Here is a 14,028-nt window from a genome sequence, read left to right as displayed (position 1 = left end):
ACCAATAATAAAAATACCTGGAGACACCATGTCATCCCCAACATTAAAAGTCGGCATCGTCGGCCTGGGCCGGCTGGGCCAGCGCCACGCCATCAACCTGGCGCAGCGCGTGCCGAATGCCGAAGTCGTGGCCGCCTGCAGCCCCGTACCAGCCGAACTGGACTGGGCAGCCAGCACGCTCGGCATCACCACCGGTTATGCGGACTACGACACCCTGCTGGCCCACCCAGGCCTGGACGCCGTCTTCCTCGTCACGCCCACCTCGCTGCATGCGGACCAGATCATCGCCGCCCTGCGCGCCGGCAAGCACGTGTTTTGCGAAAAACCGCTGTCGCTGGACCTGGCCGATTGCCTGAAGGTGGAAGCGGAAGCGGCGCGCCACCCGCAGCTGACCATCATGATCGGCTTCGTGCGCCGCTTCGATGCCAGCTACCATGACGCGCAGCAAAAGATCGCCCAAGGTGTCATCGGCAAGCCGTATCTGGTGCGTTCGCAAACCTGCGACCAGAACGACCCCAGCGGCGCCTTCATGCGCTTCGCCCCCACCAGCGGCGGCATCTTCCTCGATTGCAGCGTGCACGATATCGACCTGGCGCGCTGGCTGCTGGGCAATCCCGTGCCCAAACGCGTATATGCGAGCGGCACCAACGCCATCCACACGGGCTTGCAGGCGTTCGGCGACGTGGACAACGGCCTGGCGATGGTCGAATTTTCAGATGGCAGCATGGCCAGCTTCATGGCCTCGCGCACCATGGCGCACGGCCACGAAACCCTGACGGAAGTGTTTGGCACGGGCGGCCGCCTGGCCGTGGGCAGCAATCCGCGCCTGAACCGGGTGGAAATTTCGGATGCGCATGGCGTGCGCAATGAATGCACGCCGGACTTCTATGCCCGCTTCGCCGACGCCTTTTTGATCGAGGCGCAGGAGTTCACGGATGCGGCACTGGGCCGGCGCACCTTGTCGCTGACCTTGCACGATGCGACGGAAGCGACGCGCATCGGCCTGGCCATGACGCAAGCGATGCGCGAGGCACGGCCCGTGGAGTTTTAAGCCGCCAGGGGATTCAGGCAGCCGGCGCGGGAAATGGACACTCGGGCTGCCTGGGTTCCACGGCCAGGCGCAAGCCCATGGCATCGAGGATGGCCGTCAAGGTGCTCAAGGAGGGATTGCCATCGGGCGACAAGGTGCGGTACAGCTGGGTAGGATTGAGCTTGGCCGCCTGCGCCACGGCGGGCACGCCGCCAAAGGCGCGCGTCAGCTGGCGCAGCACGGCCAGCAGTTCGCCGCGGTCGCCATCGACGAGGATATCGTTGATCAATGCAAGGGCAAAGGCGGGATCGTCGCGGTACAGTTCGGCCATCGCCTCGTCATGCGAGCGGTCTCTTGGTGGTTTGCTCATGACTTCTTTCACGTCCTCTTTCATGTCCTCTCTCCTTCCAGTCGTGCCAGCAGGCACAGGCGTATTCGATATCTTTCGGCTGCGTGCGCTTGTCTCCACGCGCTTGCGCCGCCACACAATAATAAAATGATCTGCCCGTCAGCGATGGCGTAATACACGCGGTAGCCAGGCCCCACATCGATGCGCAACTCCCACACGCCGTCGTGGCAAAATTTATGGTCGCCAAAATTGCCGGCAATCATACGCAGCACGCGGCGCACGATGGCTACCCTGGCCGTATTGTCGCGCTGGCGCTTCAGCCATTCCGTATACAAATCCCTGCCCGATGATGTCAGGTAGTGCCGTATCTCGTACATCATATTCGTCCACAAACGAAGAAAGATCAAGGGTAAAATCACGTGTACATGTAAAAAAGTAGGCCGCCCATCTTGCTACCAAACCCGCGCACACAGGCTGCGAATACCGGGTTCACTGAGCTACATCAAGATGCGTTTTTCTAATTGTTATAGGGAAATGATGTCGCGTGTGTACATCGCATCTGCATGCAGATGCGCTATACAATAAGCACCTGTTCAACCGCCAGGAAGCATGCCGCCATGACGCAGCACGACAGCCACTCTCCCCTCCTCACCAACGTGGCCGAACGCTACGTCAAACTGATCCTGGCCATGGGCCAGCACGATGCCTCGTATGTCGACGCGTATTACGGCCCGCCCGCATGGCAACAAGAAGCGGTAGAACAGCAACTGAGTTTGAGCGGCATCAAGGATGGCGCAAACGCGGCGCTGGCCCTGCTGGGCGACGCCGCCTGCTTGCGCGCCCTCAACCTGCGCAAGCAGTTGCAGGCCGTGCTGGCCAAGACGGACATGCTGCAGGGATCGCGCCTGGATTTCGATACGGAAAGCGCGCGCCTGTACGACGCCGTCTCGCCCCACCACAGCCGCGCATACTATGCAGAACTGGTGGCGCAGATCGATGCCCTGCTGCCTGGCGACGGCACGGTCAGCGACCGGGTCAATGCCTTGCGCGCGCAACTTGTCATTCCCGCCGACAAACTACGCGCCGTCATGGATGCGGCCATCCGCGCGGGCCGCGAACGCACCTTGCAGTACATCGCCCTGCCCGAAGGCGAAGATTTCGTGCTGGAATTCGTCACCGACAAGCCGTGGAGCGGCTACAACTGGTACAAGGGCAACTACCAGAGCGTGATCCAGATCAATACCGACTTGCCCGTGTACATAGACCGCGCCGTCGACCTGGGCTGCCACGAAGCGTATCCGGGCCACCACGTCTACAACGTGCTGCTCGAGCGCGACCTGGTGCGCGGCAAGGGCTGGATCGAATACTGCATCTATCCGCTATATTCTCCGCAATCCTTGATTGCCGAAGGCACGGCCAATTACGGCATCGAACTGAGTTTCACGGATGCAGAGCGGCTGGTTTTCGAACAGCAGGTACTGTACCCGCTGGCCGGCCTCGATCCGGCGCTGGCGCCCCGCTATGCGCAACTCAATGGGCTGCTGGCCAAACTGAGCTATGCCGACAACGATATCGCGCGCCAGTACCTCGAAGGCAGCCTGAACCGCGAAGAGGCACTGGAATGGCTGGTCAACGTGCGCCTGTACCCGGCCGAGAAATCCGCGCAGCGCCTGCAGTTCTACGATGCCATGGGCGCGTACGTCATCAATTACAACCTGGGCCAGGACATGGCGAAAGCCTATGTCGAGCGTCAGGGCGCCACGCGCGCGGAACACTGGGCCGCATTCCGCGACCTGATGTCGTCGCCACGCGTGCCCAGCGCCTTGCGTGCCTGAACCTTACTTCGGCGGCAAGCAGTACAGCGGCAAGGCCACGGCCAGGCACGCCAGCCCTGCCAGCAGCATCGCCAGCTGAAAGCCGGCGGCCAGGGCGGCAACCTGCCCGGCCCGCTCCAGCAGGGCGGCGGCGCGCAAACTCATCACGCTGCCCAGCACGGCCACGCCCATGGTCATGCCCGCCTGGCGCAAGGCATTCATGATGGCCGATGCCATGGCGGCCCGCTCGCCTTCCACGGCTGCCATCGCCAGCAAGCCCGTGGCTGGCACGGCCAATCCCATGGCCAGGCCCAGCAGGCCGAACAGGCTGCCGACGATGGCGTAGGGCGTCCGCGGCGCCAAGGTCGCCGTCGCCAGCAGCACCAGCCCCGCCAGCACATAGCCAGCCAGCATCAATCGCCGCAGGGACACGTGGCGGCTGAGGCGGCCGAAGCACAGGGAAACGATGCCCATGGCTGCGAACTGCGGCAACATGCGCCAGCCGCTGGCGCCCGCCGGCCAGCCCTGGATTTGCTGCAGGTACAGCGAGAAAAAGAACAGGCTGCTGTAGCAGGCAAACCCCAGCACCAGCGAGGCCAGGTTGATCACCGCAAAGGTCCGGTCGCGAAACAGCCGCAGCGGCAACAGGGGGCGCGGCGCGCGCGCTTCGACGGCCAGGAAAGCGATGAAGGCCAGCAGCGCCACGCCCAGCGATGGCCAGGCAGCCGCGCCGCCCGGTCCGCCCGCCTCGCCCAGCGCGATCAAGCCGTAGGTGAGCGCGCCGAGCCAGACGATGCTGAGTACCTGCCCCGTCCGGTCCAGCGCCGCCTGCTCACGGTAATGGCGCTCCGTGATGCCCCAGGCCCCCAGCAGCATGGCCAGCAAGCCCAGCGGCAGGTTGATCAGGAAGATGCTTTGCCAGCCCGTGGTCTCCAGCAGCATGCCGCCCAGCAGCGGCCCCAGGATCAGCGCCAGCGCGCTGAAAGCCGACCAGCCGCCGATCACGTGCGCCCGTTCGCGCGGGTCGGGAAACGCGTGGCTCAATATCGGCACCTGGCAATTGCACGACATCGTCTACACGAGCCACCGGCGCAGCATCGGCATCGATCCTGCGGACAATCCCGACAAGAACGCCATCCTGGCCCAGCTCGGCGCCATCCTGGCGGGCGGCGCGGCGGCGGGCGCATGGCCCTTGCCACAGCCGCGCCTGGCGGCCCTGATGATTTACTCGGCCGTGCACGGCGTGACGGACGACGCCATCGCCGCGCAGTTACAGGACAGCAGCGCCTTCGCCGCTGACGTGGCCGACGCCTGCCTGCGCATGCTGGGCACGCCGCACTGACGCGGCAGGCATGGCGGCACTTCAGTGTGCCGGCAGGCGGATGGTCGCTTCCAGGCCGCCGTCGCGGTGGTTGGCCAGGGTCAGCTCGCCGCCGTGCGCCTGGATGATGCTGCGCGCGATACCGAGCCCCAATCCCATGCCATGCGCGTTTTGCTCGCGGCCATGCTCCAGGCGCACATAGGGCTGGAACAGGCTGGCGAACGCCTCTTCGGCCACGCCGGGGCCGTCATCGCGGATGCGGATCACCACGTTGACGCCTTCGCGGCACGCCGACAGGTGGGCCGTCTTGCCATAAAACAGGGCATTGTCGAGCAGATTGCCGATGGCGCGCTTCAGGGCCAGGGGCTTGGCCTTCACGCTCAGGCCCGTCTCCGCGTAATGCACTTCATGGCCAGCGAGCTGGGTCCCGCGCACCATGCGCTGCAGCAAGGGGTCCAGCCGCACCTCGGTGGCGTTTTCATGGATATCGCTATCCTTCACGCATTGCAGCGCGCCCTTGACCATCATGTCCAGCTCATCGAGGTCATCGTGGAATTCGTTGCGCTGCACATCGTCGTCGAGCAATTCCGTGCGCAATTTCAGGCGCGTGATGGGCGTGCGCAAGTCGTGCGAAATCGAGACGAACAGCCGTTCGCGGTCTTCCAGGTAGCGCTGGATGCGTTCGCGCATGCCGCTGAAGGCGCGCGCCGTCTGCACGAACTCGCGGCTGCCCGTCTGCGGCAGGGGCGGCGGCGTCTCGCCACGGCCAAACGCTTCGGCCGCGTCCGACAAGGCCGCCAGCGGCCGTGTTGTCCAGCGGACGACGAGGATGGACAGCAGCAGCACGGCCGCCAGCGACAACGCTTGCAGCAATACCCGGTCCAGTGTCCACGGATTACTGCTTTGCAAGAAATACGGGTTGGGCATCAGCGCCGCCAGGTACAGCCAGTTGCCAGGCTCCAGCTCGGCCTGGATCACGAGGACGGGCGCGGGATTCGGTTTCAGCAGCAAGATGTGCTGCACCCAGTTTTCCGGCAAGTCGCCGATGTGCGCGCCGCTGTCGGCCACCACCAGGTCGCCCGGCCAGGCGAAGCCCACGCGGTAGCCGGCCAGCTGCGGCAAGTCGTTCTTCAGCGCCGCGCCCACTGTGGCCACCACCGTATCGGCCAGCGCGTGCGGGGCGATTTCGCGGATGGCCAGCGGCCCCTGGTTGACGTTGACAAAGAAGCGCGTGCCGCCCATCTCGCGAAATTGCTGGATCAGGATGGGGCGGTAGTTGGCCGGCAGGCTGAGGAAGAAACGGATGGTGCTGGCGGCGCTGCGGGCCAGGTGCTGCGAAGCCATGCGCGCCTCCACCGCCGAGTCGCGGCGCAGCTGCGTGGCCCAGATCAGGTTGCCCACCAGTTGCGTGGCCAGTACGCCGGCGACCATCACCACGGACAAGCGCCCCAGCAGCGACGGCGGCAACAGGCGCTCGAGCAGCCGGCGCGCGCCCCGCTCAGGCATGCGCACTGCTCACGTCGGCAGAAAAGACATAGCCGGCGCCGCGCACCGTCTTGATCAGCATGGGCTGCTTGCCATCGTCCTTCAGGCGCAGGCGCAGCCGGCTTACCTGCACGTCGAGCGAGCGGTCGAGCGGCCCCGCGTCGCGCCCCCGCGTCTGCTCGCACAGCACGCTGCGGTCGAGGATATCGCCCGGATGCTCGACAAAGTAGCGCAGCAGCTGGAAATCGAGGCCCGTCAGCTGCAGCGCTTCCCCATCAGCATCCGTCACCGTGCGCTCCAGCGTGTCGAGGGTGAAACCGACGAAGCGGTAATAGCGGGGCGGCGCGGCCGCGTCGATGCCCGTGCGGCGGTGGATGGCCTTGATGCGCGCCAGCAATTCGCGTGGACTGTAGGGCTTGGCGATGTAGTCGTCGGCGCCCAGTTCCAGCCCCACCACCCGGTCCGTCTCGTCGGAGCTGGCCGTCAGCATGATGATGGGCACGTTCGAGCGGGCGCGCACCACCTTGCACAGGGCAAAGCCATCCGTGTCGGGCAGCATCACGTCGAGGATCACCAGCGACAGGCTGTCGACGTGGCGGTGGAATTCGGCCAGGAAGGTGGCGCCATCGTGCGCCAGGCCCACCTCGTACTGGTTCTTTTCCAGGTAGGCCTTCAACAGCATGCGGGTCTTTTGATCGTCGTCAACGACCAGGATTTTGCGTGACATGGTCTCGTCCTTTTTTATTCAGCGCCTGCAACATGCTGCCAATACGGCGCTGGGCGTCGGCCGCGCTGATCGTCTCGTCCAGGAAATAGCGGTGCACTTCGGCGATGATGGCGTCCTTGCTGGTTTCATCGGTGGCCATGCGGTGCACGAGGCTGGGCGCCTGGAACGCGGCGCCGCGCGCGAATGCCTGCGCCGAGGCGCGTGCACAGCTGTCCAAACGCGACAGGTCGGCCTGGCGCAAGGCGGGAATCGAGCCCTTCACCTGGCTGTATTCGAGCTGCACGGGCAGCGAAGCGACCACCTGCGCCAGCTTTTCCTGCGCGCCCTGGTGCGTGTAGTCGGACGCGAACATGGCCAGCGTATCGATGCTGTACAGGTGGTAGTCGCCCGTGTCCGGTGCGGCGGCGCAGCCGAACACCTCGTCCGTGGCACGGCCCCAGGCGTTCAGCTCGCCCTTCGCCCAGTCGCCCATGATGTACATGGCCGCCTCGCCATCACCCACCTGGCGCGCCATTTCGGGCCAGCCCTGTTCGCGCAGCGGCGTGCCCATCCACTGCTTCAGCGACCTCAGCCGCTGCAAGGCGTGGCGCAGGCGCGGGTCGGCATACGCCTCGGCTTTCTTGTCGACAAACAGGGCGCGGTAATACGCGGGCCCCGATTCGGCCAGCACCAGCGTTTCAAACAAGGTCGCCACCTGCCACGCTTCGCTGCTTTGCGCCAGCGGCGTGATGCCGGCCTGGCGCAGCTTGCCGGCCACGCGCTCGAAGTCGCTCCAGCTGCGCGGCACGGCCAGGCCCAGGCGCTGAAAGATCTTGCGGTTGTAAAACAGGGTATTGATGCGGTGGATGCCGGCCGGCACGCCCATCGTATGGCCCCGGTTTTGCAGCAATCCCCACACGGTGGGATACATGGTCGCGCGCCAGTTGTTGCTGGCGGCGACGCTGTCGAGCTGCAGCAGCAAGCCCAGGTCGCTCCACTCGCCCAGGGTATAGCCGATCAGCTGCATGACTTCCGGCGAATTGCCGGCCAGCACGCGGCTCTTCAAGACCTTGCCCGCGCCGACCCCGGCGCCGCCCGCAATGCCCGCGTCGCGCCATTCGACGCCTTCCTGCGCCAGGCGTGCCACCAGCACGTCGGCGGCGCGGCGTTCGCCGGTTGACGTCCACCAGTGCAGCACTTGCAGCGGCTCGGCCCGCACGGGCACGCTGCAGAACAGGGCGGCCAGCAGCGCCAGCGCCGCCACGCCGCGACGGCGGGCGGCCCCGGCATGGCGGTCGGCGGTGCTGCGCGGTGGCGTCTTCAATCCTGTCCCCTTTTTCTTGTCGCGACAAACTATAGCCCAACTACAAAACAGCATGTTGGTAATTTAGTACCTTGATTTGTAAAGAAATGTGAGCTTTTGTTGCCCTATCTTGCGCGGAGGATAAACCGGGCCAGCCACCCGACGCCCCGCGCGGCGCGCCACGGCATCGGATGACGGTAAGGAAAGGTAAGCAAGCGCACCTGCACATTTGAAAATTATCCTTTTGAATCAACAGGATAAGAAAAGTACATCGGTCCAATGCCGGGCGCTGGCGTCACATTTTCTCCGATGCTACTGTCCGCCAACTGCAGCGTAACCGGCAGTAAAACAAGACCAACACCAACAAGGAGACGACATGCAACTGCATGCAAAAGGCGGCGTGGCCGCGCGCAACACATTACTGGCCCTGCTGCTGGCCAGCGGCACGGCACAAGCTGGCACGCTCACCATCGAAAGCTGGCGCGTGGATGACAAGACCCTGTGGGAAACGGTGCTCATTCCCGCCTTCCAGAAAAAGCACCCTGGCATCGAGATCAAATTCTCGCCCACGGCCCCCACCGAATACGATTCCACCCTGAACGCGCGCCTGAGCGGCGGCACGGCAGGCGACTTGCTGGCCTGCCGCCCGTTCGACGTCTCGCTGGCCCTGTACAAGCGGGGCCAGCTGGAAAAGCTCGACGGCAAGGCCGGCATGGATAACTTCCCCGCCTCGGCCAAGGTGGCGTGGCAGACGGACGATGGCAAGGACACCTTCTGCATGCCGATCGCCTCCGTCATGCATGGTTTCCTGTACAACAAAAAAATCTTCCGCGAACTGAAACTGCAGCCACCCGCAACGGAAGAGGAATTCTTCAAGGTACTGGAAACGGTCAAGAAAAGCGGCAAATATGCGCCCTTGGCGCTGGGCACGGCCGACCAGTGGGAAGCGAACCAGGTGGTCTTCACCAGCATCGGCGCCAATTACTGGAAGGGTGAAGAAGGCCGCAAGGCGCTGATCGCCGGCAAGGCCAAATTTACCGACCCGCAATTCGTCGCCGCCTGGGAATACGAGGCCCGCCTGGGCAGCTACCTGTCCAAGGGGGCCAGCGCGCAAACCTATGGCGACAGCCAGAACCAGTTTGCGCTGGGCAAGGCCGCCATCTACCCGTCCGGCTCCTGGGACATCGCCTACTTCAAGCAAGACCCGGAACTGGAACTGGGCGCCTTCAACCCGCCCGTGCGCAAGGCCGGCGACAAGTGCTATATCTCGGACCACACGGACATCGGCATGAGCGTCAACAAAAAGTCGAAGAACAAGGAAGACGCCTACAAATTCCTCGCCTGGCTCGGTTCGCAGGAATTCGCCGACATCTACACCAACAAGGTGACGGGCTTCTTCTCGCTGTCGAACCATCTGATCTCCATCAAGGACCCGCTGGCCAAGCAAATGAACGGCTGGCGCGCTAGCTGCGCCTCGACCATCCGCCTGAACGCGCAAATCCTCAACCGTGGCGAACCGAGCATGGAAAACGAGCTGTGGAACGTCAACGCCCAGGTCTTGAACGGCAAGCTGGCGCCGAAGGACGCGGCGCGCCAGATCCAGTCCGGCTTTGCCAAGTGGTACAAGCCGCAGCAGCAATAAATTCCTCCCTCCTCCCCGCGCAACCGGCCTGAGCAAAGCGATGCGGCAGCCGGTGGCACGGTTTTGCCGGCGGCCCCGCCGCCGGTGCTTTTCTTCGTCTGGAGTTTCGCCGTGAAAAAAGCTTTCCCATGGCACGTGCTCGTGTTCCTGGCACCGGCGCTGGTCATTTACTCGCTGTTCAGCGCCCTGCCCATGGCCGATACCCTGCGTCTCGGCCTGTACACGACCGACGAGAGCGGCCAGCACCATTTTGCCGGCCTGGCCAACTACGCCACCATCCTGTTCGACCCGCAATGGTCGCAAAGTTTCTGGAATGCGATGTGGAACAACTGCAAGTTCTTCCTCATTCACATGCTGCTGCAAAATCCCATCGGCCTGCTGCTGGCCACCCTCTTCAGCCTCAAGGGGTTGAAGGGCGAGCGCAGCTACCGCACCCTGATCTTCCTGCCGACCCTGCTGTCCGTCGTCATCATCGGCTTCATCTGGCAGCTGATCTTGTCGCCGCTGTGGGGCGTGGGCCAGTCGCTGATGGATGGCGTCGGCATCGGCAGTTACTTCGCGCCGTGGCTGGGCCAGGAATCGACAGCCCTGCTGACCATCGCCCTCATTTCGGTTTGGCAATATATCGGCATTCCCATGATGCTGATCTATGCGGCCCTGCTGGCCGTGCCCGAGGAAATCATCGAGGCGGCCCACGCGGAAGGGGCCAGCGCCATGCGCATCTTCTGGCAAATCAAGTTGCCGCTGATCTGGCCCACCCTGGGACTGGTGACCATCCTCACCTTTGTCGCCAATTTCAACGCCTTCGACCTCGTGTATTCCGTGAAAGGCGCGCTGGCGGGACCGAACTACGCCACCGACATCCTCGGCACCTTCTTTTACCGCACCTTCTTCGGCTACCAGGCCCAGCTGGGCAGCCCCACCATGGGCGCCGCCGTGGCCACCATGATGTTCCTCGTGATCCTCGTGGGCGTGGGCGTGTATTTCTTTTTCGTGCAGCGCAAGCTGACACGCTACGAACTGTAAGGGCCGCCATGCGCAACGTTTCCACCCGCCCCCTGGGCCGCGCCGCCGTGCATGCGATCCTGGCCGGCTACACCATCATCGCCCTGTTCCCCATCGTCTTGATCTTGATCAACTCGGTCAAGACGCGGGCCGCCATCTTCGACAATCCGCTGGCCCTGCCCACGCCCTCCACCTTTTCGCTCGTGGGCTTTCACAAGGTGCTGGCCAATTCCGACTTCCTGCTGTATTTCGGCAACAGCCTGTTCGTCACTCTGCTGTCGCTGCTGCTGATCGTGCTGTTCGGCGCCATGGCGGCCTGGGCCTTGTCGGAATACACGTTTACGGGCAACCGCCTGCTGACCCTGTACCTGGCGCTGGGCATCATGATCCCCATCCGCCTCGGCACGGTGTCCATCCTGGAACTGGTGGTGCGGCTCGACCTGATCAACACCCTGAGCGCGCTGGTGCTCGTGTACACGGCGCAGGGTCTGCCGCTGGCCGTGATGATTCTGTCCGAATTCGTGCGCCAGGTGCCGCGCGAACTGAAGGATGCGGCGCGCTGCGACGGGGTGGGCGAATTCGCCATCTTCTTCCAGGTGATCCTGCCCCTGATCCGCCCCGCCATCGCCACGGTGGCCGTGTTCACCATGATTCCCGCCTGGAACGACCTGTGGTTCCCGCTGATCCTGGCGCCATCGGACCGCACCAAGACCGTCACCCTGGGCGTGCAGCAATTCATCGGCCAATACGTGACGGACTGGAACTCCGTGCTGGCGGCGCTGTCGCTGGCCGTCATTCCCGTGCTCGTCATGTACGTCATTTTCTCTCGTCAACTGATCCGCGGCCTGACGTCCGGCGCGGTAAAATAATAGGTGCACCATGGCCCATGTAAGCCTGCAACAACTGACCAAATCCTACGACGGCCGCCACAATGTGCTGGCCGGCATCGACCTCGACATCCGCGACGGTGAATTCGTCGTGCTGGTAGGCCCTTCCGGCTGCGGAAAGTCGACCTTGCTGCGCATGCTGTGCGGCCTGGAAAGCATTTCGCAGGGCACCTTGTCCATCGGCGGCAAGGTTGTCAACGACTTGCCGCCGGCCGAACGGGGCATCGCCATGGTCTTCCAGAGCTATGCCCTGTATCCGCACATGAGCGTGTACCGCAACATGGCGTTCGGCCTGAAGATCGCCGGCGCCAGCAAGGAAGCCATCGCCCAGCGCGTGCGCCACGCGGCCGCCATCCTGAAGATCGACCACCTGCTGGAACGGCTGCCGCGCGAACTGTCGGGCGGCCAGCGCCAGCGCGTGGCCATCGGCCGCGCCATCGTGCGCGAACCGCAGCTGTTCCTGTTCGACGAGCCGCTGTCCAACCTCGACGCGGCCCTGCGCGTGCAGACGCGGCTGGAAATTGCCAAGCTGCATCGCCAGTTGAACGCCACCATCGTGTATGTGACGCACGACCAGGTCGAGGCGATGACCCTGGGCGACAAGATCGTCGTCATGCATGGCGGCCATATCCAGCAGGCCGGCACGCCGCTCGAGCTGTACCAGCAGCCGGCCAACCGCTTCGTGGCCGGCTTCATCGGCGCGCCGATGATGAATTTCTTCGAGGGCAAGGTCATCGCCGCGCAGGACGATGGCGTGCGCGTGGCGCTGGCCAGCGGCCAGGAAATCACGGCCCTCGTCGATCCGGCCGGCTTGCTGCCGGGCGATGCCGTCACGGTCGGCCTGCGCGCCGAGCACATCCTGGAAAACGGCGATGGCAGCGCCCAGTTCCAGGGCGTCGTCAGCCTGGTGGAACACCTGGGCGAAGCCAACTTCATCTACCTGGCACTGGACAACGGCCAGGAACTGGTGATACGCGGCGATGGCAACAACCGCGTGCCGCTGGGCCAGCCATTCACGGTCTCGGCCGCCAGCAGCGCCTTCCATCTGTTCGACGCGCAAGGCGTGGCGCGCACGCGGCGCGAACCCGGCAACCTGATTTCATCGAAACAGATTTTGGCCGCCTGAGCTTTCCGCCCAGGCAGTCCCCCGATTGGATCGGCAGCGATCCGGTACGACGTGCCCAAGCACGCATTTTGATAACGACAAGGAGATTCCATGCAACACCCGATCAAGACCTCGCTGGCCCTGGCCTGCACTATGCTGCTGGCCTGCGGCGCCGCCCACGCCAGCGATGCCGAAGGCGAATACCACGGCTACTTCCGCGCCGGCCTCGGCTCGAGCTCGGACAGCCGCGGCCCGCAAAGCTGCTACGGCCTGGGTGGCAACACCATGCGCTACCGGCTCGGCAACGAATGCGACACCTATGGCGAGTTCGAATACCAGAAGGAAATGGCCAAGTCGCCCAATGGCGTCAGCTTCGTCGGCCATATCATGGTGGCCGCCTACACGCCCAGCTCCGCCGTCAGCGATTCGGAACTGAGCATGTCGAAGATGTACGTGGAAGCGAAAAACATCGCCATGCTCAACGGCGGCACGGCCTGGATCGGCAAGCGCTACTACATGCGTCCCGACATCCACATGCTGGACTTGCAATACATCAATATGAACGGCACCGGCGGCGGCATCGACCAGTACAAGCTGGGACCGGGCCGCATCAGCTATGGCTTCTTCAAGGATAACGACAAGCCCGGCAACTCGGCCATCCGGCAAAATCTCGTCTACCAGGGCATCCCCATCAACCAGGATGGCACGCTGGAAGTGCTGACCACCCTCATCACGCCCGACAGGAAGGACAGCACCTCGCACAGCGGCTGGCAGGCCACCGTGCTGCACAAGCAGGATAAAGTGTGGGGCGGCGCCAACACCTTCGGCATCCAGTACGGCGTGGGGCCGGGCACGGGCGCCGGCGGCCAGTGCTGCGACCGCATGGGCACGACGGGTTCGATCCGCAATGGCAGCGACGTCACGCGCCTGCGCATCTTCAATTCGCTGTGGATACAGCCGACGCCGGAATGGAGCGCGGAAATGATCGCCATCGTGCAGCGCGACAAGTCCGACGCCACGGGCGGCAGTTCGACCTGGACCACCCTGGGCGTGCGCCCCGTGTATGCCGTCAACGACAACTTCAAGCTGCAATTCGAGCTGGGCACGGACCGCGTGACCTCGCCCACGGGCGGCGCCGCGCAGCGCCTGACCAAGCTGACCTTCGCGCCCACCCTGACAGCGGGCAAAGGTTACTGGTCGCGTCCCGAGCTGCGCGCCTTTGTCACCTACGGCAAATGGAACGACGCCGCCACGGCCGCCGTCAACAAGGCCAATGAATCGGGCCCCGTGTACGGCAACGCCACCAGCGGCACCTCGTTCGGCCTGCAAGTGGAAACGTGGTTTTAAGCGCTGGTTTTAATTACCCCTCTTGATATGGCGC

The 14,028-nt window shown here is 64.1% G+C and carries 14 protein-coding genes; 8 read left to right on the top strand and 6 right to left on the bottom strand.

Annotated elements, in window-relative coordinates:
* Positions 1–28: 28 nt before the first annotated feature.
* On the top strand, positions 29–1,051 hold the full coding sequence (locus CSQ92_RS03755) for a Gfo/Idh/MocA family oxidoreductase (protein ID WP_099393279.1): 1,023 nt from the start codon (positions 29–31) through the stop codon (positions 1,049–1,051).
* A 13-nt stretch (positions 1,052–1,064) separates the two neighbouring features.
* Here the strand turns inward: CSQ92_RS03755 and CSQ92_RS03750 are convergent, their stop codons facing one another.
* Positions 1,065–1,424, bottom strand: coding sequence for a helix-turn-helix domain-containing transcriptional regulator (locus tag CSQ92_RS03750; RefSeq protein WP_257219118.1), 360 nt, complete (start codon positions 1,422–1,424; stop codon positions 1,065–1,067).
* On the bottom strand, positions 1,421–1,798 hold the full coding sequence (locus CSQ92_RS03745; protein WP_441326511.1) for a type II toxin-antitoxin system RelE/ParE family toxin: 378 nt from the start codon (positions 1,796–1,798) through the stop codon (positions 1,421–1,423). The genes CSQ92_RS03750 and CSQ92_RS03745 overlap by 4 nt, the downstream gene beginning before the upstream one ends.
* Before the next feature lie 198 nt (positions 1,799–1,996).
* Between CSQ92_RS03745 and CSQ92_RS03740 the strand changes: the two genes are divergently transcribed.
* Complete coding sequence (locus tag CSQ92_RS03740; protein ID WP_180276924.1) at positions 1,997–3,214, top strand: hypothetical protein; 1,218 nt, start codon at positions 1,997–1,999, stop codon at positions 3,212–3,214.
* Between the two features lie 3 nt (positions 3,215–3,217).
* On the opposite strand, the gene CSQ92_RS03735 is transcribed toward CSQ92_RS03740, so the two are convergent.
* Positions 3,218–4,246 (bottom strand): MFS transporter, encoded by a 1,029-nt coding sequence (locus CSQ92_RS03735; RefSeq protein WP_218964032.1) that lies wholly within the window; start codon positions 4,244–4,246, stop codon positions 3,218–3,220.
* A 7-nt stretch (positions 4,247–4,253) separates the two neighbouring features.
* Between CSQ92_RS03735 and CSQ92_RS28560 the strand changes: the two genes are divergently transcribed.
* Positions 4,254–4,535, top strand: a complete 282-nt coding sequence (locus CSQ92_RS28560; RefSeq protein ID WP_143450271.1) for a hypothetical protein — start codon at positions 4,254–4,256, stop codon at positions 4,533–4,535.
* Positions 4,536–4,556: 21 nt separating this feature from the next.
* Here CSQ92_RS28560 and CSQ92_RS03730 read toward each other — a convergent pair whose 3' ends face one another.
* The 3 genes from CSQ92_RS03730 to CSQ92_RS03720 are packed head-to-tail and all read right to left on the bottom strand — an operon-like array spanning position 4,557 to position 8,029.
* Positions 4,557–6,020 (bottom strand): ATP-binding protein, encoded by a 1,464-nt coding sequence (locus CSQ92_RS03730; RefSeq protein WP_034777919.1) that lies wholly within the window; start codon positions 6,018–6,020, stop codon positions 4,557–4,559.
* Entirely contained in the window at positions 6,013–6,726 is a 714-nt protein-coding gene (locus CSQ92_RS03725; protein ID WP_034777921.1) for a response regulator, read from the bottom strand. The genes CSQ92_RS03730 and CSQ92_RS03725 overlap by 8 nt, the downstream gene beginning before the upstream one ends.
* Positions 6,701–8,029 (bottom strand): ABC transporter substrate-binding protein, encoded by a 1,329-nt coding sequence (locus CSQ92_RS03720; RefSeq protein ID WP_257219117.1) that lies wholly within the window; start codon positions 8,027–8,029, stop codon positions 6,701–6,703. The genes CSQ92_RS03725 and CSQ92_RS03720 overlap by 26 nt, the downstream gene beginning before the upstream one ends.
* A gap of 355 nt (positions 8,030–8,384) precedes the next feature.
* Here CSQ92_RS03720 and CSQ92_RS03715 point away from each other — a divergent pair, with 355 nt between their 5' ends.
* The 5 genes from CSQ92_RS03715 (at position 8,385) to CSQ92_RS03695 (ending at position 13,994) form a co-directional block, all read left to right on the top strand.
* Entirely contained in the window at positions 8,385–9,650 is a 1,266-nt protein-coding gene (locus CSQ92_RS03715) for an ABC transporter substrate-binding protein (RefSeq protein ID WP_034777923.1), read from the top strand.
* Between the two features lie 111 nt (positions 9,651–9,761).
* Positions 9,762–10,676 (top strand): carbohydrate ABC transporter permease, encoded by a 915-nt coding sequence (locus CSQ92_RS03710; RefSeq protein ID WP_099394573.1) that lies wholly within the window; start codon positions 9,762–9,764, stop codon positions 10,674–10,676.
* Positions 10,677–10,684: 8 nt separating this feature from the next.
* Complete coding sequence (locus CSQ92_RS03705) at positions 10,685–11,524, top strand: carbohydrate ABC transporter permease (RefSeq protein WP_034777925.1); 840 nt, start codon at positions 10,685–10,687, stop codon at positions 11,522–11,524.
* A 10-nt stretch (positions 11,525–11,534) separates the two neighbouring features.
* Positions 11,535–12,668: an ABC transporter ATP-binding protein gene (locus CSQ92_RS03700; protein WP_034777928.1), complete on the top strand. Its 1,134-nt coding sequence runs from the start codon at positions 11,535–11,537 to the stop codon at positions 12,666–12,668.
* Positions 12,669–12,758: 90 nt separating this feature from the next.
* Positions 12,759–13,994, top strand: a complete 1,236-nt coding sequence (locus tag CSQ92_RS03695) for a maltoporin (protein WP_099393275.1) — start codon at positions 12,759–12,761, stop codon at positions 13,992–13,994.
* Positions 13,995–14,028 lie beyond the last annotated feature (34 nt).

The organism is Janthinobacterium sp. BJB446 (assembly GCF_002735655.1).
Lineage (GTDB): Bacteria > Pseudomonadota > Gammaproteobacteria > Burkholderiales > Burkholderiaceae_D > Janthinobacterium > Janthinobacterium lividum.
The sequence above is the reverse complement of the archived record's forward strand: the minus strand, read 5'-3'. Positions and strand labels throughout refer to the sequence as shown.